Source organism: Arthrobacter sp. 01N444, assembly GCF_056399305.1.
Window position 1 is genome coordinate 158,776 of sequence record NZ_JBFTRB010000004.1, and the last position, 25,684, is coordinate 184,459.

Sequence of the window (25,684 nt, forward strand, 5' to 3'; positions counted from 1 at the left end):
AGGCGCCACAACCTGAAGGAGATCTTCATGGGCAAGCTGACAGTGACTGCTTTTTCCACTCTGGACAACGTCGCCGAGGAGCCCCAGCTCTGGACGGGCCCATTCTTCAGCGACGCCACCGTGGCCTACAACGAACAAGTTCTGGCCGGGGCGGATTCGATGCTGCTCGGCCGGGTCACCTATGACGGCTTCGCCGCCTCGTGGCCGTCGCGGTCGGGCGACTTCACCGCCGACACTTTCAACGCGATGCCGAAGTATGTCTTGTCGACCACACTGGACCACGCCGGCTGGAACAACAGCACGATTATCGCCGACGACATACCCGGCCAGGTCCGCGAGCTTCGCGAGCGGGAGAACGTGCTCGTGTGGGGAAGCCCGACGCTGACCAAGACGCTCATGGAGGAGAACCTCGTGGACGAGTACGTCCTGCTGGTCTCCCCCATCGTGCTCGGGCGTGGCAAGAAAATGCTGCCGGAGGACGGAACCCGGCACACATTGCGGATCGTCGAACTTGAACTCCTCGAAGGCGGGATGCTGGCCCTCCGAATGGCGCCGGCAGGGTTTTAAGGAGAGCACATCAGAGGATGCGCCTAGCTATCGCGCTTGGGTGCCGCCCGGACATGGGTGCGCTGACCTTGTTTGCCGATAAGGCTGAGGAATTCGACCGGACCGGCGCTGGTTGCGCCGAACCAGTGCGGGGTTCGGGTGTCGAACTCCACGGCTTCGCCGGGCCTCAGGATCAGGTCATGTTCACCGAGGACCAGGCGCAAGGTGCCATTGAGGACATAGGCCCAGTCGTAGCCTTCGTGGGTGCGCAGCTGAGGCTCCTGCCATCCCTGCCCTTGGGGAGGATGAACTTGTAGGCCTGAATGCCGCCCGGGCGGCGCGTGAGAGGCAAGATCGTCGACCCGTCCGGACCTGCGACGGGACGCAGATTGAGCCGGGGGTCGCCAGTCGGCGGCGCATCGACGAGTTCGTCGAGGGTTACCCCGTGCACGCGGGCCAGGGGGAGGAGCTGCTCGAGAGTGGGCCGCCGCAGGCCTGCTTCGAGTCTGGAGAGTGTGCTGGCGGAGATGCCTGTCTGCTCGGCGAGGTCTGCGAGGGTGACGTCCCGGCGGAGTCGCAGGCGCTTGAGGCGCGGCCCGACGGCGCTGAGTGTGTGGTCGAGATCGTCATTCATGGGGCTATTTTGCCATTCGGCAATACCGCTTGCACATCCACCTGCCGGCCCGGGAGCATGGAATCTGAAGGCACATCAGATCGTAAGGGGTTCCACATGGCCGGGACGGCAGAGACATCGCCAGGGGAAGCAGCGGGCGGACGCGACGGTGACGCGATGACGCACAGCTTCGACAAGGACTACTGGCAACAGCACTGGGAACAGGCCCACGGTCCCGCCAAGGCAGATTCGGGAGGGGCTGCCCCGAACCCGCATCTCATCCGCGAAACCAGCGGACTCGCACCGGGAACGGCGCTGGATGCCGGGTGCGGGACAGGGGCAGAGGCGACCTGGCTCGCCGCGCACGGCTGGCAGGTCACCGGCGCCGACATCTCCGGCGCTGCCCTCGCCCAAGCGGCCGAGCGTGCCGAAGGGCAGTCTGTGTCCGGCACGGTGACCTGGGTCGAGGCGGACCTGACGTCATGGGCACCGGGTGATCGGTTCGACCTTGTGACCACCCACTACGCTCACCCGGCGATGCCGCAACTTGCCTTCTACGAACGCATTTCGGATTGGGTAGCCCCCGGCGGCACGCTGTTGATCGTCGGGCACCTGCACGCTCCCGCCTCCCCGGGGCACGGGCACCGCCCGCCCCCGGAAGCGACTGTCACCCTCGCGGACATCACCGGGGGTCTCAACGCTGCCGTATGGAGCATCACGAGTGCCGAGGAGATCACGCGGACACTCCCCGGACCCGGTGACCGTGCGTTGCCGCTGCACGACGTCGTCGTGCGTGCCACCCGGCGCGGGTGACCTCACAGTTTCCGCCGCGCTGCACCCCCGGTGTTGCTCAGTCCGGCCGGCTGGCATCTACCGGGTAGGTCATGAACGCCGGCGTCTCGTACGGATGAACGGACAACGCGGCATTGACGACAGCGTTACGCCGGGAGCGGGGGAAGATTGCCTCGATCCGGGTTTCCGGCACCTCCTCGGAGGAACCGACGACGCCGACGAACGGGGTCGCGCCGGGTAACGGGGTAAAACGCCCGGTGCCGTCGAGGCTGAACGAGCAGTGGGAGTAATTGCCGAGCCTGCCCGCCCCGGCGTCGCCAATGGCCTGCCGGACCGCGGGCGCAGCGTCGGTGGGGACGTAAATGACCAGACAATCCATGGGCTCCATGGCAGAAAGTCTGCCACCGGGTGCCTCTCAGCGCCGAGGGTTCCAGCTAATCAGAATGTGGATGCTCCGGACCCGCCGAGCGGGTCCACGCGCTCGATCTGGGCGACCTTCGGATCGTTCTCGTCGGCGCCGTAATCGGAGTTGCGCACGGTGTCCATGAACAAATGGCAAGGCCATGCAACACTGGTCGGATGCCGGCGTTCAGCATCCTCACATCCAACGAGTTTTCCGATGCCGAGGTTCTCTCGTTGTACGAATCTGTGGGGTGGGCCGCCTATACCCGGGATCCGGAACTGCTCGCCAGAGCGATCCGAAGTTCCTCGTTTGTCGTGACGGCCCGGACTGCGGATGGTGAGCTTGTTGGCCTCGCGAGGGTTGTGTCCGACGATGCGACCATCTGCTATCTGCAGGACATCCTTGTACGGCCGCCTTTCCAAGGCACGGGCGTAGGCCGGGCTCTGGTCGAGCACGTCACGGCACGATACGCGCATGTCCGGCAAACAGTACTCATCACTGACAATGAACCGGGGCAACGCGCCTTCTACGAAGCCATGGGTTTTACGGAGGGGTCGAACTTCGCTCCGGAACCCGTGCGTGTCTTCGCTCTATTTCGGTAGTCCCGGAGTTTCAGTTCGAAATGACTGGTATGTTCCAGGACCTTTCGTAATGAGCCGCTGCGAACTCCCCAGTGACCCTGCCCGGTGGGGCAGGACCGCGAGAGGTGCCTGTAAGAATGGGGCATGCCCCCGCCTAGCTTTCCGATCAGACGGTTGGCCGAAGACCCGGCCCACGTCCTCGACCGCCGTCGGTGGCCAGGCAACCTGCCCCCTGTCGCACAGGTTCTGGACCAAGGGCTCGACCTGACCCCGGCCACAATCTTCGTAGGCGAAAATGGGTCGGGAAAATCCACTCTCGTGGAAGCCATCGCACTGGCTTATGGCTTGTCTCCAGAAGGCGGATCTACAGGCGCCCGCCACAGCACCCGATCCACGGAGTCCATACTTGCCGATCACCTGCAGCTTGTCCGCACCGCCGGCGCCACAAGACGCGGCTACTTCCTGCGCGCGGAAACCATGCACGGCTTCTTCACCTACCTCGAGAAGAACCCGAGCACCGCGGGTCCGGACATCTCGTTCCACGACATGTCACACGGTGAATCGTTCCTGGAACTGGCCGTGGATCGTTTCCGCGGACCCGGATTGTGGGTGCTCGATGAACCGGAATCAGCGCTGTCCTTCGCGGGATGCCTCAGCCTCCTTGCGGTCTTGAAAGATCTCCTCGCCGAAGGCTCCTCGCAAGTCATCATGTCCACGCACTCCCCAGTTCTTGCAGCGCTTCCAGGCGCGCAGATTCTCGAAGTCGGCCCGTGGGGACTTCGGCAGCAGGAATGGTCGGACCTCGATCTGGTTTCCAACTGGCGATCATTCATGGACTCCCCCGAAAGATACCTGAGACACCTATAAGGCCGGCCCGGTCGGGGTTGAACTAACGGCGTCCCCGAACGGAAAATGCCAGACAACGCCACAGGGGAAAAACGAACCGCCGACCGCGGTCAACGCTCATGTCATGTGTCGAGCTTTCCAGACTTCCTTTGGGCGAGGCGCTGGAGTTGCCGTGCGTGAACGCCGCTCACCCAGTCCCACCCGGGAGCGGCCGATGGGCCGACCCGCGGGTCGCTGGGCTCATGGGCGTCACGCAAGGCGTGCACGTACGCCCGATCCTGGTCGATCCGTGCGTGTACCTGTTCAGCTCCGCCGACGGACCCGTGTCCGGGGACAAGGACATCGACGTCGCCCGCCACGCCCTCGAGCAGCCGCAGCGCGGCGAGGTAGTCCTCGATCGGGTCTTCGGTGTCGTTCAAGTCGAGCATCGGGATCAAAACATCAGAAAGCATGTCGCCGGCGACGAGAACCCCACGTTCCTCAATCAACAGCGCCGCGTGGCCCGGGGCATGTGCTCGATGCTCGAGAATGCGGACTTGGGGCCCATCCCAAGGAATCTGCACCGTCCCGACGGGCAGGCCGGTAATAAGGCCGAGGAGGTCCAGCGGTACCTGTTCGGGGGTGCCGGCCGCCTTCGCGACCGCGTCCACTCCGCCCGACAGCCGATCCCGGGCGGTAGCCGCGCAGCGCGCGGTGCCGTAACGGGGAACCGCGCCGAGCCCGGCGTGCCAAAGCAGGTGGTCCCAATGAGGATGCGTCGAGAAGCCTGCCACAACGGTCTGGCCCGAATCGGACAGATCCTTCCCGAGGCAGTCCATTTCGTAGCCGTGCACCCCGGCGTCGATGAGCAACACGCCAGCCCGGCCCTTTACGACGACGGCGTTACTCTCGCAGAACTCGCTCTCGTGGATCAGCACACCCTCCGCGACCTGCCTCAACACGAGCTGGCCTCGTTTACATCGCGGACGGCGTGGTTGTCCCCCGGAACTTGCTCGACCCGCAGCTCGGCGGAGACATTCATCCAATGGTCGATGCGGCCCATCATCTCCTCTTCCTAACAGTGATACGTTCTGCAACTCATATATTGAGGACTAAATACCTGTCAAGGAGGAATCGTGGAACCTCGGTCCCAATACACCGTCGCCAGCTGGGGCCTCGGCTGGCGCACCAAGACGGTTGACCGTTTTGCTAGGATCGGACCAGTCTTTCGTCCCCTACCTTTCAGTTGGCGGCCGGTGGATCCCGGAAATGCGCGCCAGGGTGCTTCAGAGAAGGCCAGCGGAACTCCCGATCAACTCGCGCAGCGGGTGGGTAAAGATCCTGCTTCCACATCCCAGAGTTGAAGTTGAGGTTCACAGATGGTCATTCAGGATCGCGCGAAGGCCACCCGCGGTGCCATTGTCGTCGGTGCCGCTGCGGTCTTTGAGGAGCACGGCTACGGCAGTGCCAGCCTGACCCAGGTCTCTGAGACAGCCGGGGTGACCAAGGGCGCCCTCTATTTCCACTTTCAGTCCAAGGAAGATCTCGCCAGGGCGGTCATCGAGGAGCAGCATCGGATCGTCGTGGCCGAAAGCGAGAGCATCCTTGCCGGGGATTGGCCAGGCCTGACGGCAATGATCCTGCTGTGCCGCGCTTTCGGTCTTCAGCTCGTGCACGAGCCAGTTGTCAGGGCCGGCATCCGATTGACGTTTGAAGCGACGGCTTTTGGTCCGCCCGTGCGCGGCCCCTACGAGGACTGGATCGCCGTCATGGAGCAGCTTACCGAACGGGCCAAGGCAGAATTGCAGGTCCGGCCCTCCGTCGACGCCGGGACATTTGCCCGATACCTTGTTGCTTCGTTCACCGGGGTTCAGATGGTCTCCGGAGTACTTACCGACCGAGCGGACGTCATGCAACGGATCGAAGAGATGTGGGAGATCGTGCTGCCGGGGATCATGCATGACGATTTCAACGGTGACCCCCATGCTCTCTCCGGACTGGTTTCCGCTGGAAGCCCCAACCCGCCGCGGAATCCCACCCCACCAGCACCGTGACGGGCTCACACGGCCACCGAGTACTGCAGCCCCGGGCAGGTGGCGCCTTGCTTGCCATCCGCGGGACTTTCAGCGAGTCCACCTCCCATAAACCGGATGACCGCCTTGTTTTAGGGTGAGTGGTCATTTATTCTTGTCTCGGATCCATCGGGGACTCCGCTCGGAGAGCGGCTGTGTCGGCGCGCATTTTTTGGGGGGCGCCGGCACGGACCCCTGGCCTGGACTGTCCGCCATGGCGATCCAAACGTGACGGCGGCGGCCGCCGCCGTCACGTTTGAACTTGAACAGGCCTCCGCCTATGGTTGTGGGTGGCGCCCCGATGCATCCCCCAATAGCATCGGGGCGCCCCCATGTGCCGAGGCGTGAAGCGGGACGAGTGAGGCCGTTCGAGAGCCCTTCCCTAGGCCACTACCCACGCCAAAACTGCGCCGCTTACCGTCGAGACGCAATCTCAGAGGGGCAGTTTGAAGCCCACGTGCGACGCTTCGAAGCCAAGACGCTCATAGAACCGGTGTGCCGCGACCCTGGACTCGTCAGACGTGAGCTGAACCAGCCTTGCGCCACGCCGGCGCCCTTCAGCGATCGCCCACGTAATCATCGCCCCTCCAAGGCCGTTGCTCCGGAGGCTAGACCGGACCCGCACTGCCTCGATCTGCAGTCGTGTCGCTCCGCCTCTGGCGAGGCCGGGAATGAATGTCAGTTGCATGGTCGCAACCACTTCATTGTCGGTTGAGACAACTACGAGAAGAAGCTGCGCGGGGTCCGCATCAATTGCCTGGAAAGCAAGATCGTAGGGACGCCGGTGCTCGACTGCAATCGAGTCGACAGAGGCCCGGAGCTGGTCGGCAGCCAGAAGCCCAACAATCGAAGCCACATCACATGATTCAGCTTTCCTGATGGTGAATGGGCCGCCAGGCAGTTCCAGTTCAGCGAGAGTCATTTCCCCAGTATTCCAGCCATCTCGAATCAGTCAGGCGCCGGCCTCCGTCGACTCGAAACTACGTGGTGAATTCTGGACTGCCGCTGGCCAAAAAGCCGCAGGCTGGAGCCACGCGACATTGCGGCTCCAACTTTCGGGCCACCGTTTCACGAGTCCATTTAGACCTTCGGAATATCGGGCCGGGAACTGCAGTGGCACGGATCAGGCGATAGCGGACGGATTTCCGGGCTGCGTGGCGTTGGTCCGCCGGCGTGAGGCCAGCACGCCAATGATCGCGGTCATGACGACGACAAACGTTGCCAGAACTGACGCGTTGAGGACGAGCGAGAGTTCCATTTGGTGCGGGAGAAGCATGGATTCGTCCCACCCTGCATTGTCGGCGCGATTGATGAAGTCTGCGTCGATCGGATTCCACAGGATGGCCGCGACACTGGTTGCCACCAACGCGCAGAGACTGAGGGCCAGCTGGACGACGGACCATACTGACGGCTTTCCCTTGTGGCTTAACGGACGTTTGTCCATAGCTTCCCCCGTTTAGTGTCGGCCGTGGCCGTTGCGGCCGCCGTGAATGCATTGCCCGTTGCCCACCGCCGGGGCGGCGTCAGCCGGCCCGGTCGCTTCGATAAGCCCTGAGTGCGTCTTCTCTGATCCACTTTCGGGTCAGGAAAGCGTCCAGAACGCAAGAAACGCCGAGGATCGTCCAGGAAGTCCAAACCGGCGCCAGTCCGGCAATCACCAAGACCCCGACAGCAACAACGAAGCCGACGGAGACGTAGCCATAGATCCGGCGTGCACGGGTTGCAAATCGTGCCTCTTGCGTTTCGCGAAAGTAGTTCAGCATCAGTCCCCCAAGGTTCGAATCGGAGCCTACAGCACTGGCTGCACCAAATACCGAAAATGGGTGCGCGCCAGATACGGCTTTGACCCACACCATTTCTGAATCACGGAGTTATTGGGCGTGTCATCGGCACCGCTATTTGGTCTGCTCCTCTCCGCAGCACGTTAAAGGATCCTGCACCGGCACGTCGGGTCGTCGAGTTGCCTCGAACCGCGTCCCGTCTGGTTCGATGAGTGCATGGATCATTCGCAACTGAAGCTGTCCGCCCCGAAACTCAATGCGGGCGATCGAGTCGCGGTTCTCTCCCCGTCGTTCGCCGCCCCCGGGTTCGCCCCGGCCGTGCATGAGCAGGCGATGCGGCGGCTTACATCGGCTACGGGTTTGATTCCTGTGGAATTCCCGACGACGCGCAAGCTCGGATCCAGTCCCGAGGAACGGGCGGCGGACATCAATGCGGCGTTCGCCGATCCCAGCATCCACGCGATTCTCGCCACGATCGGCGGCGACGACCAGATCACGGTCGTACCTCATCTTGACGAGGCGACCGTCCGGGCGAATCCAAAGATCTTCGTCGGATACAGCGACAACACCAACCTGCTGAACTGGCTGTGGTCACTCGGGATACGCGGATATTATGGCGGTTCGACCCAGGTCCACCTCGGCGCCGGGCCGGGCGCTGACGACGTTCACCTCGCTTCCCTGCGGGCCGCGCTGCTCACTGGAGGCGAGCTCGAGGTCACCGATCCCGGAGAGTCAGAGGACTTCGGGCCGGATTGGCTCGAGCCGCGGGCACTCGTCGAATACGGCGACCGCGAACCCACCGAACCCTGGACGTGGACAGGTCCCGAGCGCACGGTCTCCGGTTACACCTGGGGTGGCTGCATCGAAGTCCTCGACCAGCTCGCCATCGCCGACAGGCTGCCCTCCGTCGACGCGCTCCGGGGCACAATCCTGATCCTCGAATCCAGCGAACTGCTGGTTCCCGCCGATTGGGTCAAGCGATGGGTTCGAGCGCTCGGTGAGCGTGGTGTCCTGGGGGCGGTCGACGGCGTGATGGTCGCCAGGCCTCCAGTCAGCAGCCACGGGCAGGTTCCGCCTGCCGCCGAACGGGCTCGGCTCCGCGCCGCACAGCGCGATGTGGTCAGCACCGAAATCGCGCGATACAACCCGGACGCCGTCGTGTGCATCGGGGTCCCCTTCGGACACACCCGACCGCAGTGGATCCTCCCCTACGGCGGTCGAATCCAACTCGACGGCGAAGCCAGGAGGGTTACAGCCAGCTATGCCTGATCGTGGCAGGCAGTGCCGGGAGCACACGTCGGGTGATCATCATTTCCTATGCGGTCGGACGCACGTTCTGATTTGATCGGAAGAGGTTGATGGGGTCGTATGCGGCTTTGACGGCGGCCAGCCGGTCGTAGTTGGCGCCGTAGGCTGCCCTCACCCGCTCCTCCCCTTCCTGGCCAAGATCGTTGACGTACACCCCGCTAGCAGCAAAGGGCTGCATCGCTTCGAAGAAGGCGCGGGCCCAGCCGACGTGTCGCTCCGTTTCTGCCGGATTGGACCACTGGGCCAGGATGAGGAGTTCGCTCTGTGACCGGCGATGGGGAAATGCCGTGGCCGCAGGGGGAACCCGAGCGGCCACACCGTGCAGTTGTTGCATTCCGATGCCGCTCGCCGTTGAAGGCATCTCGGCCGCAAACTGGAGCAGGACATCGATGGCGTCGGCGGTGAGGTCAGTCAAAAAGCTCGATTTCCAATAGTGGTGCCGGCCCGACGGAAAGCCGCCGTCGTGGGCGCTTTGCCAAACGCCATAGTTGGTGGGCACCACCGCGTCCACATCTGGGCCGAGGTCGCGCAGGGGCCGGAGCGCCAGCTCCGCCTCATCATGCCCGCCGCTCCAGCAGACGCCGACGCCGAAGACAGGGCGTCCTGAGGCGTCACACCCCAGACTGGCCGACATCGAGAGTTCGTCGGGGCACGAAGCGGCGAATCCGGGATAAAAGCCCAGGACCTCCCTTGTCCGTTCGGCCGGGAATGAGAGCGCTCCGGCAAGAACCTGTCCGACCGGATGCAAACGATAGGTGAAAGACGTGACAACACCGAAGTTGCCGCCGCCTCCGCGGATGGCCCAATAGAGGTCTGCGTGTTGGTCGGGGCTCGCCGTCAGCAGCCTGCCATCAGATGTCACGATGTCGGCGGCCAGCACGTTGTCGCAAGCGAGCCCGTGTTTGCCGTTGAGCCAGCCGATGCCACCTCCGAGGGTCAAACCGGCGATGCCGGTAACCGACACGACTCCGAGCGGCGTGGCCAGGCCGTGCGCCTGGGTGGCGACGTCAAGGTCGGCCAGGAGCGCACCCGCTCCGGCCACGGCGACGCCCCGTTCGGCGTCGACCTGAACGTTCTTCATGCCGGAGCAATCCAGCATGAGCCCATGGGCGCCGACGGCGTTCCCTGCCACGTTGTGGCCGCCGCCCTTGATGGAGACAGGGAGATCATTTTCCCGGGCGAAGTTCACGGCACGGCGAATATCCTCGGCGTCGGCAGGGCGGACAATGACGTCCGGACGGCGGTCAATCATCGCATTGAAGACCTTCCGGGCTTCGTCGTAGCCGGCGTCTCCGGGCCGGAACAGCCGGCCCCGGAGCGCTGAGCCGAGGCCATCGACGGCGGATGGGTCAAGCGACGGTGCGGGGGTCCCGAAAGCCACGCGACGGCACCTTTCTCGTTCGAGATCGTCAAGAACGCGCGCCGGCCGGCGGCGTCGCGCTCATTTGACCGTCAATGAGCCGTGCATGTTGGGGTGGTAGTTGCAGTGAAAGGCGTAGGTCCCCGGTTCGGAAGGTGCCTTGAATGTGGCCGTCCCGCCGTTTTCCTTGACCTCGACATCAAAGAGGGTCGCATTCTGGTCTGCGGTTACCGTGTGCTCTGCGGTGTCCATGTTGATCACCTTCACCTCCGCGCCGGGAGCCACCGCACCCGGTATCTCGTAGGCGAAGTTGCTGATCGTGATGGTCGCGGCGGCGGCGTTTGCCGCCCCGCTTCCCGGCCCCGAAGCGGTGGAGCCGGCCGGGGCAGACGGTTCCATCGACATGCTGGGAGAGGTCCCGGCGGTCGTGGCGGGCGCCGACGCCTGCGTTCCGCCGCCTCCAGCACAGCCGCTCAACCCGATCAGTACCGTCGCCAACACAAGTGCAGTCCGTGTCTTGTTGCTCGTCATGATGTGCCGTCCTCGACGCTGGAGGGGGCTGAGAAATCAGCCCGGCTTCCTTCCATTCTGCATCCGCCACCATCAAAAAGCACCGCTGAAAAGCTCCGACAGAGAGCACGGGCCATCAGGGCTGCGTCCTGGACTCTTGCAGGTAGGCCATGAGTCCGGCCAGTTGCTCAGGGGTCCAGGGCAGACCGGCACTGAGGGCAGTCTTATTGTCCTGCCACATGGAACGGGCAGCGGCTTTGGTCTCTTCGCCTGCATGGAACATGGATCCGATCTCGCCCCATGCCGTGGCCCATTCCCGGATGGACGGATCGGATGCCGGCGTCCCGTTTTCGACGTGCCTGAGACCCTCCTCGACCAATGCGGCCCACCGGACTTTGGCGGCCTCGATGCTGTCGCTGCCAAGTTCGGCCCTGCGGCCGGCCAGTTCCTGGCGCTGTTCTGGGGTGAAGTAGTCTTCGAGCATAGTGATCATCTCCAAAGTTGCCATGAACTGTTCCGGCGCCGGCATGGCGGCCCCGTCGATGCGTGAAAGCAGGTCGCGTATCCGGTCCTGCACCGCCCGGACCTGCTCGGCGTGCAGGCGCAGGTGCAGCAACTGCCTTTCCAGGAGCGTGCGCAGCGAGCCCATGTCCTCGGCAGGGGTTCCCAGTGCGGCGCCGATTTCGGCCAGCGGAAGGCCGAGCATCTGCAGCGACCGGATCCGGTAGAGCCGCCGGACGTCGTCCTCGGTGTAGCGGCGGTGGCCGGAAGCCGTCCGCCGGCCTGCCGGCAGCAACCCAATCTCGTCGTAGTGATGGAGCGCCCTGACCGTTACGCCACACGCTTTGGCAAGCTCGCCGATGCTCCATTGATCTGCGGCACCGCTCGTCTCTGTCATGGGAACAACCGTAGATCCTCACCCCGCGTGAGGATCAAGACCCTACGCCGGCCCCGCGTGCCGGCCGCCGGCCCCGTCCCGTCCGGTCAGCCCGTCTTCCCGGCGTCAGCCAGCCTTCCCGACGTCGGCCAGCCGGTTGTTCAGCCGGTCCACCTCGTCGAGGACTTCGGTCGCCGCCCAGGCACGGCTGCGCTTGGACTGGGTGACGGGGGTAATGACCCCGGCGGCGGAGAGCCGCTGCAGTGCGGCGTACACGGAGCTTTCGGCGACGCCGGCAATGTGGGCTGCGCTGTGGGCCTCGAACACGGGCCGCTCCAGCAGCCACGGAATGATCTTCTCGTCCGCGGATCCTCTGCGTGGCCTGGCCAGCTCCAGCCACATCGCCGGCAGCGCATCGAGGGCGGCGACGGATTCGCGGGCAGCATCCGAGGCACGGACAGCGGAACGGGCCAGGTAGAGCACGAACGGATCGGCATCACCGGAGCGGTAGTTATTGACCAGGCTGAAGTAGGTGTCGACGTCGGCGACCATCGCCGACGCGATAGGGGTAACGGTGTTCCTGGTGAGCCCACGACGCCGGGAAATCGCACCGATGAGTGCCCGCCCGATCCGGCCGTTGCCGTCCGTGAACGGGTGGATGGACTCGAAGTGGGCGTGCGCGATTGCCGCCTGCGCCATGATCGGCACGTCGCGGCGGTTGCAGAAGACCATCAGGTCTTCCATCAGGTCCGGCACGAGCTCCGGCGGGGGCGGGACGTGGATGGCGCCGCGTGGTGAATGGTCACTGCCACCGATCCAGTTCTGAACCTCCCTGAACCGGCCGGCGTGTGGGCCGTCCATCGGGTCGTCCTTCATGAGCGTGCGATGGGCGGCCAGCATTGCCTCCAGCCGGATCTCGCCGGTTCGCCCGGCGTCGTCGATCATTCCTTGTACGGCGTCGGCGGCCGCCACCATGGAGCGGGCGTCGTCACTGGCCTTGAGCCCGATCATGGCCCGGGCGTAGTCGTCGCGGTTGGCGTTGACGTGCTCGATTTTGGAGGAGGAGACCGCCTCGCTGCGGAGCAGGAACCCGCTAATGGCGGCCATCCGCGTGCCGGCGGTGACGTCCAGGGACGCGATGGCGACGGCGGCCTCTTCCAGGGCGACGATGGTCTCACGCCCCGGATCGAACCAGCTCCCGGCGATCAAGGGTGGCAGCGAGACCACCACCTCGGTGAATTCCCGGTCTTCGCGCGGCGGCCGCCCGGACGACTTCCAGGGCATCATCTTGCTGCCGTGCGCGGGCCAGCGGGTCATGGATCCTCCGGAAGTCTAAATAGTCACCCTACTATTTAGATTTTAGGGGCTAAACATGAATAACGCGACGCGTGCTTCGGAAAACCTGCCCTGGCGGGGCGCGCTGCCCTCGATCGTCCAGCCCTAGGAGCCGGCTTCCCTCACGTCCGGCCGCGTGGCTTCCTGCAGCACCCAGCGGTTGCCATCCGGGTCGCTGAAGTAGGCGAAGGCGATTCCACCCATGTCCTGGACTTCGCTGATTTCGGCTCCCCGCCGAAGCAGCTCAGCCCGCGTGGACGCCATATCGGGGACCACCAATTGCAGGCCCTCCAGGCTGCCCGGCGGCATGCTGGTCATTCCGGTACCGACGACGATAGAGGCGGCGGAGCCCGGTGGCGTGAGTTGCACGACCCTCATTCCCGGGATGTATTCGACGTCGTGGTCCAGAACGAACCCGAGCCGGTCCGTATAGAACGACTTGGCCTGGTCCACATCACTGACCGGTACTTGCACTACCTCGAGGCGCATCTCCATGCGGCTCACAGTACCCCTGTTTCCAGCTGCGCACAGGCCGTGGATCAAAGGCGCGCCCTACAGGTGATGCCAGATTCTTGTCGGTCACCGCGGAGTGGGACGTGCAACCTGCGGCGTACAGGAAGCATCCGATGGAGCGCCCGGGTAGTACCCAGGTACCACTTGTCCCTGTTCAGGAGTGTCCTCGGGGCCGATGTGTGTGGATTGGGCGATCCGTAGCGTGAAAGAACAACGCTGGGGACATGGACGGCACAAGCCCCGCAACTTCACACGGAATCGAGACTCACTCATGGCTCCCCTCTCTGGACGACTCATTCACGCCGCTCTCTCGGTTGGCCTGTCCCTCTTAGCTGTGACCGCGATGGCTTTCGCGGGCGCGGTGGTGGCGGACGCGCAAAGTCACATCCGCCCCGCCGCTCAAGAACTGACCAACCTGCCCACGAACCGGCCCTCCTCTTCCGGCGCGATAGTTGTCGCCGTTGTCCTGGGATCGTCAGGCACCGTGGGAAGTGACGTTCTGGCCCCCTACGAAGTGTTTGCCAGTTCCCCGGATTTTTCGGTCTACACAATCGCAGCGCGGGCCGTCCCTGCCGCCGTCGACGGGGGTCCGGCGATTGTGCCCACGTACACGTTCGAGGACATCCGTTCGGGCAGGGCGCGGCAGCCTGACCTGGTGGTGGTCCCGGCCGTCGGCGCCCCGGGGAGCGCAAAAGAAGCACCCATGCGGGACTGGATCGCGGAACAAGCGGGGCGCGGCGCCCGCATCCTTGGCGTGTGCAGCGGATCAATGGTCCTGGCCGAAGCCGGTGTGCTGGACGGGCGTAAGGCTACGAGCCACTGGTCCCGCCTGGGTGCGCTCAAGCGGAGCCGCCCCCAGGTCCAATGGATGGGAGGCCTGCGATTCGTTCAGGACGGCAGGATCACCACCACGGCCGGTGTGTCCTCCGGCATCCCCGGCGCCCTGAAAGTCTTGGAGGACCTGGCCGGCACGGCCGAAGCCGAGCGAGTCGGCCGGCTGATGAATTACCCGGGTTGGCACGTGGCGGCGGCAGCCCAGATACCTGACCAGTCCTTCGCCGCCTCGGATATTCCCGTCGGGCTCAACGCCCTCCTCCCCTGGTTCCGGCCGACGATCGCCGTCGGCCTCTTCAACGGGGTGGGTGAAATCGACGTCGCCAGCGAATTCGAGGTCTACAACATGTCATTCGCTGCCCGGACGGTGGCGGTTGCCGCCACGGAAACGGTCACCACCAAACACGGGATGATTCTCCTGACCGTCCCGGAACACGAGGCACCTCCGGTGGACAACGTCATTGCCCCTGGCGCGGCTGGGGACGAGGGCATTGATCCGCAATTGCGCGGCTGGGCCGCGTCCCGCGACATTCCCGTGGATGCTTTTGCTGGCGCCGGCGGGGTGCTCGGGTTCGACGGCGCCATCACGTATCTGGCGCAGCACACCGACCGTACAACCGCTGTATCGGCAGCTAAGATGATCGACTACCCGACGGCGCACCTCAACCTTCCGGCCGGAGAAGCTTCTGGCCGGGTTCCCGGACTGATCGCGCTCGGCCTCCTGCTCGCCACCTTGATCGGTTCAATCCCAGCGGTCATTCGAAGCGCCATCCGGCGCCGAAGGGAAGGGCGCGGCTAGCGGGTCCCGTAATTGCCTCGGATTCACGAATATGCTCTCCACAGCCACCACAAGACGGCGTGCATCGCACGGCGCAACACGCGTTGCTGCCCAGGACTCGACAAGGGGATGGATCCAGATGCTGTTGGACCAGCTTTCCGCAATACTCGCCTGCGCACTCTTGGCCGGCCTGGCTGTTTTCCAGGTGGCGCTGATCGCGGGAGCACCGCTGGGGAGAATGGCATGGGGCGGACAACACCGCGTCCTCCCGGCCAAACTCAGAATCGGGAGCGCAGCATCCATACCCCTGTACGCCCTCTTCGCTTATGCGGCGCTGGCCAAGTCCGGCTTTGTCCCGCTGTTGGTCAGCGAATCATTTACTGCGATCACCGTGTGGGTGCTGACGGCATACTTCGTGCTCGGAGTCCTCATGAACGCAATCTCCCGGAGCAAACCCGAACGCTTCGTCATGACCCCCACCACGATGGCCCTGGCAGCCCTCTACCTGGTCCTCGCACTCCACTGATCTCGTGCCAGCAGCTCCAGGAGCGGCAACCTGGCAGTACTGGCCGCACGCCAACAACGCCACCATCGCCATGACCCAAGGACCCTCATGCATTCCACGACCGGTACAGTCCGGAGCATGACCGACGCAGGAACACTGCACACCCCGCAACACTGCCGGGTGTGGCCTTGACGTCGCCGGTTTCGTCGGACGAAGCGCTTCGGCTGGGCGGATGGCGCCCTGGTCCGCGTATGACAGACGTCCTGGCCGCCATCGCATACACAGGGCCGGCCCTGGCAGCAGCCGTTGCCATTCCCACTGCCGACGGCCCAGCGTTGGTTCTGCCATTGATGGCGGCGGTGGTTTCCGGCACCGCACTGCTGTTCCGCCGGCAGGCTCCGATGTCTTCTTTGGCCGCCACAGCCGGCATCATGCTCATCACGTTCTCGGTTCCGGCCAGCTTCGCAGCGGTGGCGACAGCCATGGCGCTCTACGCCGTCGGCGTTTACCGGTCCGCACGGCACGCCGTCCTTGCCCTTCTGGCCATCAGCGCAATTCTCCTTGCCGCCGCGGTCCAGCAACCCCGGTCGATGGTGGACCTTGGCCAAGCCGTCCAGGCGATTGCCGTACTAGTGATCGCGACCCTGCTCGGGCTGAACGTACGCATGCGCCGCAACTACGTGTCCGCCCTGGTGGACCGTGCCGACCGGCTGATGCATGAACGCAAGTATCTGGCCAGCATTGCGGCCGCCGCCGAGCGCAACGCGATCGCCCGGGAGATGCACGACATCGTCGCTCATGGATTGGCGGTGATGATTTCCTTGGCCCATGGTTCGGCGGAAATCGCCCCGACCGACCCTGCCCGCGCCGTCCAAGCCATGCGCCAGGTCGCCGAGACAGGCCGCGTTGCGGTGACGGACATGCGCCGGATGCTCGGAGTCTTGAACGAGGACAACACCGGCGAATTGGCCGGCGCGGCAGCACCATCGCCGGGGGTGGGGGATGTTCCCGCGCTGGTGGAGCTTTTCCGCTCTGCGGGGCTTCCCGTGGTTCTGCAGTCGGCCGGAGTCGCTCCCGCTGACCCCGGGATCCAGCTGGCCGTATATCGGGTCATCCAGGAAGGGCTCACCAACGCGCTCAAATACGCGCGCGCCGCAACAGCGGTCACGGTTCGCTCGCAGTTCACCGGCCAGGAGATCATGGTCTCGGTGACCGACGACGGCCAGCCCGTGGACGCCCCTGCCGACCGTGCTGGACACGGCGTGGCGGGAATGCGCCAGCGCGTCGCACTCTACGGCGGTACATTGCGCGCGGGACCCCTGACCAACGGTGGATGGTCCGTGACCGCACGGTTCCCGCTGCCGGAAGGAGCCATTTGGAAGCCGTAGCTGCCCCGTCCACGCGCCCGATCCGGGTGCTGCTCGTCGATGACCAAACACTCGTCCGGGCGGGCTTCCGCATGGTCCTGGAAGCCCAGGACGGCGTGGAAGTTGCCGGTGAAGCCGCTGACGGCAGCAGTGGCGTCGACATGTGTCGAACTCTGGCACCGGACGTCGTGCTGATGGATGTGCGAATGCCCGGCACGGATGGGATTGCCGCGACCCGGCGCATTGTCGAGGAGTGCCCGCACTCACGGGTCATTGTCCTCACGACGTTCGATCTCGACGAGTATGCCTTCGCGGCCCTCCGGGCCGGTGCCAGTGGTTTTCTGCTCAAGGATGTGGGGCCAGCTGAGTTGCTCGCTTGCCTTCGGGCCGTCGCCGGAGGAGACGCCGCCATTTCCTCCCGGGTCAGCCGCCGGATGCTGGACCTCTTCAGCCAAAGGCTTCCCTCCGGTCCCCCGGCCGCGGGTGATGAAGCGGTGGCATCACTGACACAGAGGGAACGGGAAATACTCTCGGCCATTGCCCTGGGACTCACAAACACCGAGATCGGGGAACGACTGACCGTAGCGGAATCAACAGTCAAAACCCACGTGGGCCGCATCCTCATGAAACTCGGGCTGCGCGACCGTGTGCACGCCGTCATCTTCGCCTACGAACATGGCCTGGCCAGCTACCGGCGGCCGAACTGACCGGTGGTCCGAGGGCGGGAAATGCACCTATAGGACGCAGCGGGACGGTCAGGCTTGGCTCAGCGCCTTGGCCTTGACGGCGTCGAATTCGGCCTGGGTCAGGGTGCCGGCGTCGAGGAGTTCCTTGGCCTTTGCGATTTCCTGGGAGGGGGACGCCTTGGCCACGGAGCGGATGTATTCCGTTGTTGCGGCTTCGGACTGCTGGGCACTGCGGGCCTGGCGCTCGGCCATGCTGCGGCCCCGCGCGATCAGGTACACGAGAACCGTGAGGAACGGCACAAAGACCAGGAAGATGATCCACACAGCCTTGAGCCAACCGCTGAGTTCGTGGTCCCGGAAAATATCCGAGATAACTGCAAACAGCGCGAAAAGATACGCGATGAACGCGAATGACCAAAAGAACAGCCAAATGAAGTTCCAGAATTGCTCCACGGGAGCCATCCTTCCGTTCTGAGGAGGCCCTGCTGGCATCCTTAAGCGCCAAACTAGCCCCCCGGGCCGTGCCCCGTTAGGACCAAAGGGCCCGAATTCGGCGCGGGAGCGCCTCTCTGCGGGGTCAGCAGAAGGAACTGTGGAGCAGGCGCGGGATGGCGGAACCGGAAGCGGCGGGCCTAGAAGAAGTGCAGCTCACTGGCCGCGTCCGGCGAGGGGTGCACCACGGGAGCCTGGCCAAGTTCGAGCAGGATGTCGTTAATGCTCAGCTGGCCGTCCAGCTGAGGATCCAGCTGCACCGTAACACCAGCCTCCGGAACGGCGTCGCTACTCATGCCACGATCATATGTGCGGACAGTCCCTGGGCCGGGGGGCCACGCCGACCGGGGTCACGGACAGGGGCACCGGACGCCACGCGGACCAGGGGCGTCATGCGCCGTCGTAGGCCTCCTGCAAGGCGGCGATGTCCAGCTTGCGCATGGCGAGCATTGCCTGCATGGCACGCCGGGCGCCGTCGGGGTCGGGGCCGGCGATCAGTTGTCCCAGCACGGCCGGCACAACCTGCCACGAGACCCCGTACCGGTCCTTGAGCCAGCCGCACTGACTTTCCTGGCCGCCGTCGGTCAGGGCCGACCAGTACCGGTCCACTTCTTCCTGCGACGCGCAGTCGATCACAAAGGACACCGCCTCATTGAAAGTGAAGGCCGGACCCCCGTTCAATGCCGTGAAGGTCCGCCCGTCAAGCAGGAACTGAACGGTGATGGCCTGGCCGGCAGGCCCGGGACCGCCGTCGCCATACCGCGAGACATCGAGGATTTTGCCGCCGTCGAAGATGGAGACGTAGTACTCGGCGGCTTCCTCGGCCTGGCTGTCGAACCACAGGCAGGTGGTGATCTTTTCGCTCACAGCGCTCCCCTTGCGTTTGCCGCGCCGCCGGCAGACTCCGGCGGCGATCAGCGGCATGGGGCCGAGCCTAGCCCGGAGGTGACTTCACACACAACGGTCCCCGCCCGGAGCCCATCCTGACGGGACTAGGCTTGGATGTATGCCTTCTCCAACCCCCAAACTCCCCCGCCCGTCCGCCCAGGACGCTCCCCATTCCGGCCTCCGGCCCGCGCAGACAGCAGCCCTGGCAGCATGCGCGGATGCACTCCTGATTCTGCTGTTCGCGGCGATCGGGCGCGACGCGCACCAGCGCGGGGAAATTATCACCGGCGTCTTTGCGACGGCGTGGCCGTTCCTGGCAGGCGCGGCACTGGCATGGCTGGCCCTGCGGCTGTGGCATGACCCCCTGCGGGTGTGGCCCGCCGGCGTCGCTGTCTGGCTCGGAACCGTCGGCATGGGGATGATCCTGCGGGCCCTCACCGGGCAGACGGTGGTGCTGCCCTTCATCATCGTGGCCCTGCTGAGCCTGGCCGTTTTCCTCCTGGGCTACCGCCTTGTGGCCGCGGGCGTTCGGCGGCTGCGTTCACGCAGCCGCCAGGCCTAATGCACTAGGCTTGCAGAAGATGGCAGCGCCCGTGCAAGGGCCGCCGACAGGCCCGCAAACGGCGCAACCGATCCGGAAAGGTTCACACGTGGTCACCGCATTCGTCCTGATCAAGACAAACGCTTCACGCATCCCGGAGACCGCCGAGGAAATCTCCGCCATCGCCGGCATCAGCGAGGTCTATTCCGTAACGGGCGAGTGGGACCTGATCGCCATCGCCCGGGTCGCCAAGCACGAGGACCTGGCGGACGTCATCGCGGACAAGCTCTCGAAGGTTCCCGGCGTCGCGCACACCACAACGCAGATCGCATTCCGCGCTTACTCCCAGCACGACCTCGATGCGGCCTTTGCCCTCGGATTCGAGCAGTAGCGAACAACCGAATTACGAACAGCTCACATGAGACGGGCCCGGCAGAAATCTGCCGGGCCCGTCTCATGTGATCTTTAGGCTGTCTGCGACAGGGCGACCCACCTGTCCAGCACCGCGGCCGCGGCTCCGGATTCAATGGACTGCTCGGCGCGGTTGAACGCGGCGGCCATGCGCTCCGCCAGCGGACCCACGGCGTCGAGGTCGAACGCCACCAGCCCGGCCGCGGCGTTGAGCAGCGCCGCATCGCGGGCCGGCCCCGGCGCACCGCTGAGGACAGCCCGGACGACGGCGGCATTGGCCACCGCGTCCCCGCCGCGCAGTTCCTCCAGCGTGGCCGTCCGGATGCCCAGATCGCGCGGATCAAACATCGCTTCAGTTACCTCACCGTTGCGGATCTCCCACACCCGCGACGGGCCGGTGGTGGTGAGCTCATCCAGGCCGTCATTGCCGCGGAAAACCAGGCCGCGGCTGCCTCGCTTGGCCAGCACTCCGGCCACCAGCGGGGCCATTTGCTCATTGGCGACGCCCACCGCCGACGCCTGGACATGTGCCGGGTTGATCATGGGGCCCAGGAAGTTGAACGCCGTCGGAACGCCGAGTTCGCGGCGGGCGACGGCGGCATGCCGCATGGAGGGGTGGAAAACCTGGGCGAAGCAAAACGTGATTCCCGCCTCTTCGGCGTTGAGTGCCACGCGGGGAATGGGGAGATCAAGCCGGACGCCGAGGGCCTCCAGGACATCGGCGGATCCCGACGAGGACGACGACGCCCGGTTGCCGTGCTTGACCACCCGGGCACCCGCTCCCGCGGCGATAAGGGCGGCCATCGTGGAGATGTTGACAGTGTTCTGCTGGTCGCCGCCCGTGCCCACGATGTCCAGCTTCTCACCGGCAATGTCAATGGGGTTCGCGTTGGCGATCATCGCCTCCACCAGGCCGGCCAGCTCATCCACGGTCTCGCCCTTGGCACGCAGCGCCACCAGGAAACCCGCCACCTGGGCCGGCGTCGCCTCACCGGACATGATGGAATTCATGGCCCACTCAGTGCTCCCGGCTGTGAGGTCGGCGCCGCTGATGAGTGCGTTGATGAGCCGCGGCCAGGTGTTGCCTGCCGCCTGTGCAGATGCCTGTGAAGTCACCTCCCGATGCTATCGAGGTCGGCCCCGCAAAGACCAATGTGAACCCCGCCGGGAACTTTTCCGCGCGAATTCGCGTCTTTGTAGAAAAAGTCCTCCGAAAACGCGGTTTGCGTTGGGCAGGACGGACTTTTATAGACATAATGTCTATGTGACATCTGCGACCCATGCCCCCAGTACCCCGGCGCACCCGACGCTGAACCGCCCGAACATGGTTTCTGTTGGAACCGTTGTGTGGCTGTCCAGTGAGTTGATGTTCTTCGCCGGTCTCTTCGCCATGTACTTCACACTCCGTTCGACTTCCGGACTGATGTGGGCCGAAGAGACAGCCAAGCTCAACTTCCCGTTTGCGCTCGTTAACACGATCGTCCTCGTGGCAAGTTCCTTTACTTGCCAGATGGGCGTCTTCGCTGCCGAGCGGCTCCAGCCGCGCCGGACCGGCGGACGCTTCAGCTTCACCCAGTGGGGGATGAACGGATGGTTCATCCTGACGTTCCTCATGGGTGCCTTCTTCGTGGCCGGCCAGGCGACCGAGTACGCCATGCTCGTTTCCGAGCATGTCTCGCTGTCCTCCAACGCCTACGGTTCGGCCTTCTACATAACGACGGGCTTCCACGGCCTGCACGTCATCGGCGGTCTGATTGCCTTCCTGCTCATCATGGGCCGCTCCTTCGCCGCGAAGAAGTTCGGACACTTTGAGGCAACTTCAGCGATCGTCACCTCGTACTACTGGCACTTCGTGGACGTCGTCTGGATTGGCCTCTTCCTGGTCATCTACGTCCTTAAGTAGTCAGCTTGACTCTTTTTCTACAAGAGGCAGAATTTCAAGAAGCGGCTCCCGGAGCCACCGCAGGATCGAATAAAGGAACCACCACGTGAAGGCACTCTCGCAGAAGCGACGTCACCCACTGGCAGCAATTGCACTGCTGCTGATGGGCCTCTTGGTCACGGGTGGGCTGTACGCCGTTGCCACCACCGTCAACCAGGCCAAGGCCGATACCACCACCTATAGCGCAAGCGACGTAAAGGAGGGCGGCAAGCTCTTTGCCGCCAACTGCGCCACCTGCCACGGCATGGGTGCCAGCGGTTCGCAGGCCGGACCGTCCCTTGTGGGCGTCGGCGCCGCCGCTGTTGACTTCCAGGTCGGCACCGGCCGCATGCCCATGCAGATGAATGGCCCGCAGGCCTACAAGAAGCCCGCCCAGTTCAACGAGGAACAGACCAAGCAGCTGGCTGCTTATGTTGCCTCCCTCGGCCCCGGCCCGGCCATCCCCGAGGCAGGCGTGCTCGATGAGAAGGGCGACGCCGCCAACGGTGGAGAGCTGTTCCGCACCAACTGCGCCATGTGCCACAACGCCGCCGCTGCAGGCGGCGCACTGACCCGGGGCAAGTTTGCCCCTGCCCTCGCGGGTGTCTCCGGGCAGCACATCTACGAAGCAATGGTCACCGGCCCCCAGAACATGCCGGTTTTCAGTGACGCGAACATCTCCCCCGAGGGGAAGCGCGACATCATCACCTACCTGAAGCAGATTGAGGCCAACGGTTCACCCGGCGGCGCCGATCTTGGTGCTTTGGGACCGGTCTCCGAAGGTCTCTTTGTCTGGATCGCCGGGCTGGGCGTCATCATCGCGTTCACCATTTGGCTGACTTCCCGCACTTCATAAGCGGACCTTGCACCTGTAAGAATTTTCTGCTGACCCGTCAGCAGTTTGAATTGAAACCTAACTCGGCACTCGCCGAGACGAGAGAAGGATGAGGCGAATTATGGGCAACCATAGTGACGGCGGTCCGAACGACTCGGGCACCGTAGCTACGGCTGGTCAGAATGAGGTGGAGAAGTTCCAGGATCCTGGAATTCCCCCGCACCGTTTGCGCCTGGCTGACACGGACCCGAAGGCCGCAAAAAAGGCAGAACGGCAGGTAGCCCTTCTGTTCGGCATCTCGGTCGTTGGCACCTTGATATTCCTGGTGGCGTATTTCGCGATCGATCTGGGGCAAGACTCCGCGATCGCCACGATCCGCCTCCAGAATGCCCTGCTGGGCATCGGCACCGCTTTCGCGATGCTGGGCATCGGCACCGGTATCGTCCACTGGGCCAAGGCCCTTATGCCGGACCACGAGGTCTCGGAAGAGCGCCACGCGATCCGCACTGAGGAAGACCGCCAGGCTGCCGTGCGCATCGTCGATGACATCGTCGAGGAAACCGGCATTAAGCGCCGGCCGCTGATCCGCAACACCCTGCTCGGCGCCGTCGCCCTCGCCCCCCTGCCGGCCCTGGCCATCTTCGGTGACCTCGGTCCCCGTCCGGACGACAAGCTGGCCCACACTCTGTGGGCCCCGGCCCCGGACGGCAGGCTCAAGCGGCTGGCCCGCGACCCGGATGGCACCCCCATCAAGGCCGCGGACGTCACCATGGGCTCCGCGTTCCACGTCATCCCCGAAGGGCTGAACGAACTGAGCGAAGGAAAGCTGAACGAGAAGGCCAAATCGGTCGTTCTGCTCATGCGCCTGGACCCGGCACTGCTCAACCCCTCCCCCGAGCGCGCAGATTGGGCCTACAACGGAATCGTTGCATACTCCAAGATCTGCACCCACGTTGGCTGCCCTGTTGCCCTGTACGAACAGCAGACCCACCACCTTCTGTGCCCGTGCCACCAGTCAACCTTCGACCTGACCCAGCAGTGCAAGGTTATCTTCGGCCCGGCCAGCCGCCCCCTCCCCCAGCTGCCTATCGCAGTCGACGCTGAGGGCTACCTCGTCGCCACGAGCGACTTCCATGAACCCGTTGGACCGACCTACTGGGAGCGTGAGCAGCATGTCCTCAACAACAACGCCTGATGCCCCTGTTTTCGTCGCCAAAACCACAGGCGGCCGCATCACCGACTTCGTCGACCAGCGTGTTGGCGGCTCCGGAATCCTCCGTGAATTCGGCCGGAAGGTCTTCCCGGACCACTGGTCGTTCATGTTCGGCGAAGTGGCGCTGTACTCCTTCGTCATCCTGCTGCTCTCGGGCACGTTCCTGACGTTCTTCTTCGATCCGTCCATGGCGGAGACGCATTATGCGGGCTCGTACACGCCGCTGAAGAACGTTGAAATGTCGGTGGCCTACAGCTCCTCCCTGAACATCTCCTTCGATGTCCGCGGCGGCTTGTTCATGCGCCAGGTACACCACTGGGCTGCCCTGCTGTTCGTCGCATCTGTCTCCGTGCACATGCTCCGCGTGTTCTTCACCGGCGCATTCCGGAAGCCCCGCGAACTGAACTGGGTGGTGGGCAGCGTTCTGCTCATCCTGTCCATGGCCGCAGGCTTCACCGGCTACTCGCTCCCCGATGACCTGCTCTCCGGCAACGGCCTGCGCATCATCGACGGCGTCATCAAGTCCATCCCGGTCATCGGCACCTACACCTCGTTCTTCCTCTTCGGCGGCGAGTTCCCGGGCACGATGATCATCAGCCGCCTGTACATGCTCCACATCCTCCTGGTTCCCGCGCTCATCCTGCTGATGATCGTGATGCACCTCTTCATGGTGGTTGTGCACAAGCACACGCAGTACCCCGGCCCGGGCCGCAACGACGGCAACGTCGTCGGCTACCCCCTGGGACCGGTTTACGCGGCAAAGGCCGGCGGCTTCTTCTTCATCGTGTTCGGTGTCGTTGCCATCATGGCGGCGTTCTTCACCATCAACCCGATCTGGAACTACGGCCCGTACGACCCCTCCCCGGTTTCTGCGGGCACCCAGCCTGACTGGTACATCGGCTTCGTTGACGGCGCCCTCCGCCTGATGCCGGGCACGGTCGGCGACTGGAAGGTTGAGCAGATCTGGTTCGGCCACATGTTCACGTTCAACGTGCTGCTGCCGGCACTCGTCCCGGCGGGCATCCTCTTCACGGTCATGTTCGCCTACCCGTGGATTGAACGCTGGATCACCAAGGACAACCGCGAGCACCACGTCCTGGACCGCCCCCGCAACGCTCCTACCCGTACGGCAATCGGCATGGCCGGTTTCGTCTGGTACTGCGTGATGTGGGCAGCGGCCGGCTCGGACCTCATCGCCACCCACTTCCACGTGGCCCTGAACGATGTCACCTACTGGCTGCGCGCACTGTTCTTCATCGGCCCGGTCATCGCGTTCATCGTCACCAAGCGCGTCGCCCTGGCGCTCCAGCGCAAGGACCGCGAGATTGCCCTGCACGGCCGTGAAACCGGCCGCATCGTGCGTCTGCCGCACGGCGAGTTCATCGAGGTCCACGCCCCGCTGGATGAATACAAGCGCTACAAGCTGGTCGGCTTCGAGTCACCGGCCCCGCTGCCAGCGGTGCCGAACGAGCACGGCGTCGTTGACCGCAAGGAAAAGCGCCGCGCGAAGCTGTCCCGCTGGTTCTTCGAGGACCGGGTTGCCCCGGCCACTCCGGCAGAGCTGGAGGCCGCTCACGGCCACCACGGCGCCCACGAAGCGATCGAAACCGCTGAGTCGAAGTCGCTGAGCCACTAGGCTGCACCAAGCAATACAAAAGAAGGCCCGGTCCCTTGGGACCGGGCCTTCCTGCGTCCCC

The 25,684-nt window shown here is 64.5% G+C and carries 30 protein-coding genes and 1 pseudogene; 16 read left to right on the top strand and 15 right to left on the bottom strand.

What is annotated here, in order from left to right; genetic code table 11:
- Nucleotides 1-27 precede the first annotated feature (27 nt).
- Nucleotides 28-567, top strand: coding sequence for a dihydrofolate reductase family protein (locus tag AC1DKN_RS07095; protein ID WP_476870867.1), 540 nt, complete (start codon nucleotides 28-30; stop codon nucleotides 565-567).
- Nucleotides 568-590: 23 nt separating this feature from the next.
- Here AC1DKN_RS07095 and AC1DKN_RS07100 read toward each other — a convergent pair.
- Nucleotides 591-1,180 (bottom strand): annotated as a pseudogene (locus AC1DKN_RS07100) (helix-turn-helix domain-containing protein).
- Between the two features lie 96 nt (nucleotides 1,181-1,276).
- Here AC1DKN_RS07100 and AC1DKN_RS07105 point away from each other — a divergent pair.
- Nucleotides 1,277-1,972 (top strand): class I SAM-dependent methyltransferase, encoded by a 696-nt coding sequence (locus AC1DKN_RS07105; RefSeq protein ID WP_476870868.1) that lies wholly within the window; start codon nucleotides 1,277-1,279, stop codon nucleotides 1,970-1,972.
- Nucleotides 1,973-2,009: 37 nt separating this feature from the next.
- Here AC1DKN_RS07105 and AC1DKN_RS07110 read toward each other — a convergent pair whose 3' ends face one another.
- Nucleotides 2,010-2,339, bottom strand: coding sequence for a YqfO family protein (locus AC1DKN_RS07110; protein WP_439954074.1), 330 nt, complete (start codon nucleotides 2,337-2,339; stop codon nucleotides 2,010-2,012).
- 191 nt (nucleotides 2,340-2,530) lie between these two features.
- Here AC1DKN_RS07110 and AC1DKN_RS07115 point away from each other — a divergent pair, with 191 nt between their 5' ends.
- Nucleotides 2,531-2,956, top strand: coding sequence for a GNAT family N-acetyltransferase (locus AC1DKN_RS07115; protein WP_476855800.1), 426 nt, complete (start codon nucleotides 2,531-2,533; stop codon nucleotides 2,954-2,956).
- 123 nt (nucleotides 2,957-3,079) lie between these two features.
- Nucleotides 3,080-3,802, top strand: coding sequence for an AAA family ATPase (locus tag AC1DKN_RS07120; RefSeq protein WP_476870869.1), 723 nt, complete (start codon nucleotides 3,080-3,082; stop codon nucleotides 3,800-3,802).
- A gap of 101 nt (nucleotides 3,803-3,903) precedes the next feature.
- On the opposite strand, the gene AC1DKN_RS07125 is transcribed toward AC1DKN_RS07120, so the two are convergent.
- Nucleotides 3,904-4,698 carry an MBL fold metallo-hydrolase gene (locus AC1DKN_RS07125; protein ID WP_476870870.1) on the bottom strand — a complete coding sequence of 265 codons (795 nt, stop codon included), beginning with the start codon at nucleotides 4,696-4,698 and terminating at the stop codon, nucleotides 3,904-3,906.
- Nucleotides 4,699-5,139: 441 nt separating this feature from the next.
- Here AC1DKN_RS07125 and AC1DKN_RS07130 point away from each other — a divergent pair, with 441 nt between their 5' ends.
- The gene (locus tag AC1DKN_RS07130; protein WP_476870871.1) at nucleotides 5,140-5,814 is read left to right on the top strand and encodes a ScbR family autoregulator-binding transcription factor; all 675 of its coding nucleotides are present in this window, start codon (nucleotides 5,140-5,142) and stop codon (nucleotides 5,812-5,814) included.
- Nucleotides 5,815-6,265: 451 nt separating this feature from the next.
- Here the strand turns inward: AC1DKN_RS07130 and AC1DKN_RS07135 are convergent, their stop codons facing one another.
- From AC1DKN_RS07135 to AC1DKN_RS07145, 3 genes are all read right to left on the bottom strand, one after another.
- Nucleotides 6,266-6,754: a GNAT family N-acetyltransferase gene (locus tag AC1DKN_RS07135; protein ID WP_476870872.1), complete on the bottom strand. Its 489-nt coding sequence runs from the start codon at nucleotides 6,752-6,754 to the stop codon at nucleotides 6,266-6,268.
- A gap of 201 nt (nucleotides 6,755-6,955) precedes the next feature.
- Nucleotides 6,956-7,195 carry a hypothetical protein gene (locus AC1DKN_RS07140; RefSeq protein ID WP_476849241.1) on the bottom strand — a complete coding sequence of 80 codons (240 nt, stop codon included), beginning with the start codon at nucleotides 7,193-7,195 and terminating at the stop codon, nucleotides 6,956-6,958.
- Nucleotides 7,196-7,355: 160 nt separating this feature from the next.
- Complete coding sequence (locus AC1DKN_RS07145) at nucleotides 7,356-7,688, bottom strand: hypothetical protein (RefSeq protein ID WP_476849242.1); 333 nt, start codon at nucleotides 7,686-7,688, stop codon at nucleotides 7,356-7,358.
- 141 nt (nucleotides 7,689-7,829) lie between these two features.
- Between AC1DKN_RS07145 and AC1DKN_RS07150 the strand changes: the two genes are divergently transcribed.
- Nucleotides 7,830-8,882 carry a S66 family peptidase gene (locus tag AC1DKN_RS07150; RefSeq protein WP_476870873.1) on the top strand — a complete coding sequence of 351 codons (1,053 nt, stop codon included), beginning with the start codon at nucleotides 7,830-7,832 and terminating at the stop codon, nucleotides 8,880-8,882.
- Nucleotides 8,883-8,928: 46 nt separating this feature from the next.
- Here AC1DKN_RS07150 and AC1DKN_RS07155 read toward each other — a convergent pair whose 3' ends face one another.
- The 5 genes from AC1DKN_RS07155 to AC1DKN_RS07175 form a co-directional block, all read right to left on the bottom strand.
- Nucleotides 8,929-10,302, bottom strand: a complete 1,374-nt coding sequence (locus AC1DKN_RS07155; RefSeq protein WP_476870874.1) for an FAD-binding oxidoreductase — start codon at nucleotides 10,300-10,302, stop codon at nucleotides 8,929-8,931.
- A 60-nt stretch (nucleotides 10,303-10,362) separates the two neighbouring features.
- Nucleotides 10,363-10,812 (bottom strand): cupredoxin domain-containing protein, encoded by a 450-nt coding sequence (locus AC1DKN_RS07160; protein ID WP_052355065.1) that lies wholly within the window; start codon nucleotides 10,810-10,812, stop codon nucleotides 10,363-10,365.
- A 115-nt stretch (nucleotides 10,813-10,927) separates the two neighbouring features.
- Nucleotides 10,928-11,689 carry a MerR family transcriptional regulator gene (locus AC1DKN_RS07165; protein ID WP_476870875.1) on the bottom strand — a complete coding sequence of 254 codons (762 nt, stop codon included), beginning with the start codon at nucleotides 11,687-11,689 and terminating at the stop codon, nucleotides 10,928-10,930.
- Nucleotides 11,690-11,794: 105 nt separating this feature from the next.
- A complete protein-coding gene (locus AC1DKN_RS07170; protein WP_476855790.1) occupies nucleotides 11,795-12,985 on the bottom strand; it encodes a Fic family protein in 1,191 nt (396 codons plus the stop codon).
- 123 nt (nucleotides 12,986-13,108) lie between these two features.
- Complete coding sequence (locus AC1DKN_RS07175) at nucleotides 13,109-13,498, bottom strand: VOC family protein (RefSeq protein ID WP_476855789.1); 390 nt, start codon at nucleotides 13,496-13,498, stop codon at nucleotides 13,109-13,111.
- Nucleotides 13,499-13,787: 289 nt separating this feature from the next.
- On the opposite strand from AC1DKN_RS07175, the gene AC1DKN_RS07180 reads away from it, so the two are divergent.
- The 4 genes from AC1DKN_RS07180 to AC1DKN_RS07195 all read left to right on the top strand — a co-directional run bounded on the left by AC1DKN_RS07180 (nucleotide 13,788) and on the right by AC1DKN_RS07195 (nucleotide 17,707).
- The gene (locus AC1DKN_RS07180; protein WP_476870876.1) at nucleotides 13,788-15,149 is read left to right on the top strand and encodes a DJ-1/PfpI family protein; all 1,362 of its coding nucleotides are present in this window, start codon (nucleotides 13,788-13,790) and stop codon (nucleotides 15,147-15,149) included.
- 118 nt (nucleotides 15,150-15,267) lie between these two features.
- Nucleotides 15,268-15,654, top strand: coding sequence for a hypothetical protein (locus tag AC1DKN_RS07185; RefSeq protein WP_476857036.1), 387 nt, complete (start codon nucleotides 15,268-15,270; stop codon nucleotides 15,652-15,654).
- Nucleotides 15,655-15,884: 230 nt separating this feature from the next.
- A complete protein-coding gene (locus tag AC1DKN_RS07190; RefSeq protein ID WP_476870877.1) occupies nucleotides 15,885-17,021 on the top strand; it encodes a sensor histidine kinase in 1,137 nt (378 codons plus the stop codon).
- A 71-nt stretch (nucleotides 17,022-17,092) separates the two neighbouring features.
- Nucleotides 17,093-17,707: a response regulator gene (locus tag AC1DKN_RS07195; protein ID WP_476849339.1), complete on the top strand. Its 615-nt coding sequence runs from the start codon at nucleotides 17,093-17,095 to the stop codon at nucleotides 17,705-17,707.
- A gap of 48 nt (nucleotides 17,708-17,755) precedes the next feature.
- On the opposite strand, the gene AC1DKN_RS07200 is transcribed toward AC1DKN_RS07195, so the two are convergent.
- The 3 genes from AC1DKN_RS07200 to AC1DKN_RS07210 form a co-directional block, all read right to left on the bottom strand.
- Entirely contained in the window at nucleotides 17,756-18,148 is a 393-nt protein-coding gene (locus tag AC1DKN_RS07200; RefSeq protein ID WP_476849251.1) for an SHOCT domain-containing protein, read from the bottom strand.
- A gap of 170 nt (nucleotides 18,149-18,318) precedes the next feature.
- On the bottom strand, nucleotides 18,319-18,474 hold the full coding sequence (locus tag AC1DKN_RS07205) for a hypothetical protein (RefSeq protein WP_476870878.1): 156 nt from the start codon (nucleotides 18,472-18,474) through the stop codon (nucleotides 18,319-18,321).
- A gap of 94 nt (nucleotides 18,475-18,568) precedes the next feature.
- A complete protein-coding gene (locus AC1DKN_RS07210) occupies nucleotides 18,569-19,045 on the bottom strand; it encodes a VOC family protein (protein ID WP_476857038.1) in 477 nt (158 codons plus the stop codon).
- A 139-nt stretch (nucleotides 19,046-19,184) separates the two neighbouring features.
- Here AC1DKN_RS07210 and AC1DKN_RS07215 point away from each other — a divergent pair, with 139 nt between their 5' ends.
- On the top strand, nucleotides 19,185-19,628 hold the full coding sequence (locus AC1DKN_RS07215; protein ID WP_476870879.1) for a DUF3054 domain-containing protein: 444 nt from the start codon (nucleotides 19,185-19,187) through the stop codon (nucleotides 19,626-19,628).
- A gap of 88 nt (nucleotides 19,629-19,716) precedes the next feature.
- Nucleotides 19,717-19,998 carry an Lrp/AsnC family transcriptional regulator gene (locus AC1DKN_RS07220; RefSeq protein ID WP_028276733.1) on the top strand — a complete coding sequence of 94 codons (282 nt, stop codon included), beginning with the start codon at nucleotides 19,717-19,719 and terminating at the stop codon, nucleotides 19,996-19,998.
- A gap of 74 nt (nucleotides 19,999-20,072) precedes the next feature.
- Here AC1DKN_RS07220 and trpD read toward each other — a convergent pair whose 3' ends face one another.
- On the bottom strand, nucleotides 20,073-21,134 hold the full coding sequence (gene trpD, locus AC1DKN_RS07225) for an anthranilate phosphoribosyltransferase (protein WP_476858457.1): 1,062 nt from the start codon (nucleotides 21,132-21,134) through the stop codon (nucleotides 20,073-20,075).
- Nucleotides 21,135-21,282: 148 nt separating this feature from the next.
- On the opposite strand from trpD, the gene ctaE reads away from it, so the two are divergent.
- The 4 genes from ctaE (at nucleotide 21,283) to qcrB (ending at nucleotide 25,623) form a co-directional block, all read left to right on the top strand.
- Entirely contained in the window at nucleotides 21,283-21,921 is a 639-nt protein-coding gene (gene ctaE / locus AC1DKN_RS07230) for an aa3-type cytochrome oxidase subunit III (RefSeq protein ID WP_230009034.1), read from the top strand.
- A gap of 85 nt (nucleotides 21,922-22,006) precedes the next feature.
- Complete coding sequence (qcrC, locus tag AC1DKN_RS07235; protein WP_476849256.1) at nucleotides 22,007-22,795, top strand: cytochrome bc1 complex diheme cytochrome c subunit; 789 nt, start codon at nucleotides 22,007-22,009, stop codon at nucleotides 22,793-22,795.
- A gap of 100 nt (nucleotides 22,796-22,895) precedes the next feature.
- The gene (gene qcrA / locus AC1DKN_RS07240; RefSeq protein ID WP_028276730.1) at nucleotides 22,896-23,969 is read left to right on the top strand and encodes a cytochrome bc1 complex Rieske iron-sulfur subunit; all 1,074 of its coding nucleotides are present in this window, start codon (nucleotides 22,896-22,898) and stop codon (nucleotides 23,967-23,969) included.
- Nucleotides 23,947-25,623, top strand: coding sequence for a cytochrome bc1 complex cytochrome b subunit (qcrB, locus tag AC1DKN_RS07245; RefSeq protein ID WP_476857040.1), 1,677 nt, complete (start codon nucleotides 23,947-23,949; stop codon nucleotides 25,621-25,623). The genes qcrA and qcrB overlap by 23 nt, the downstream gene beginning before the upstream one ends.
- Nucleotides 25,624-25,684: the final 61 nt, after the last annotated feature.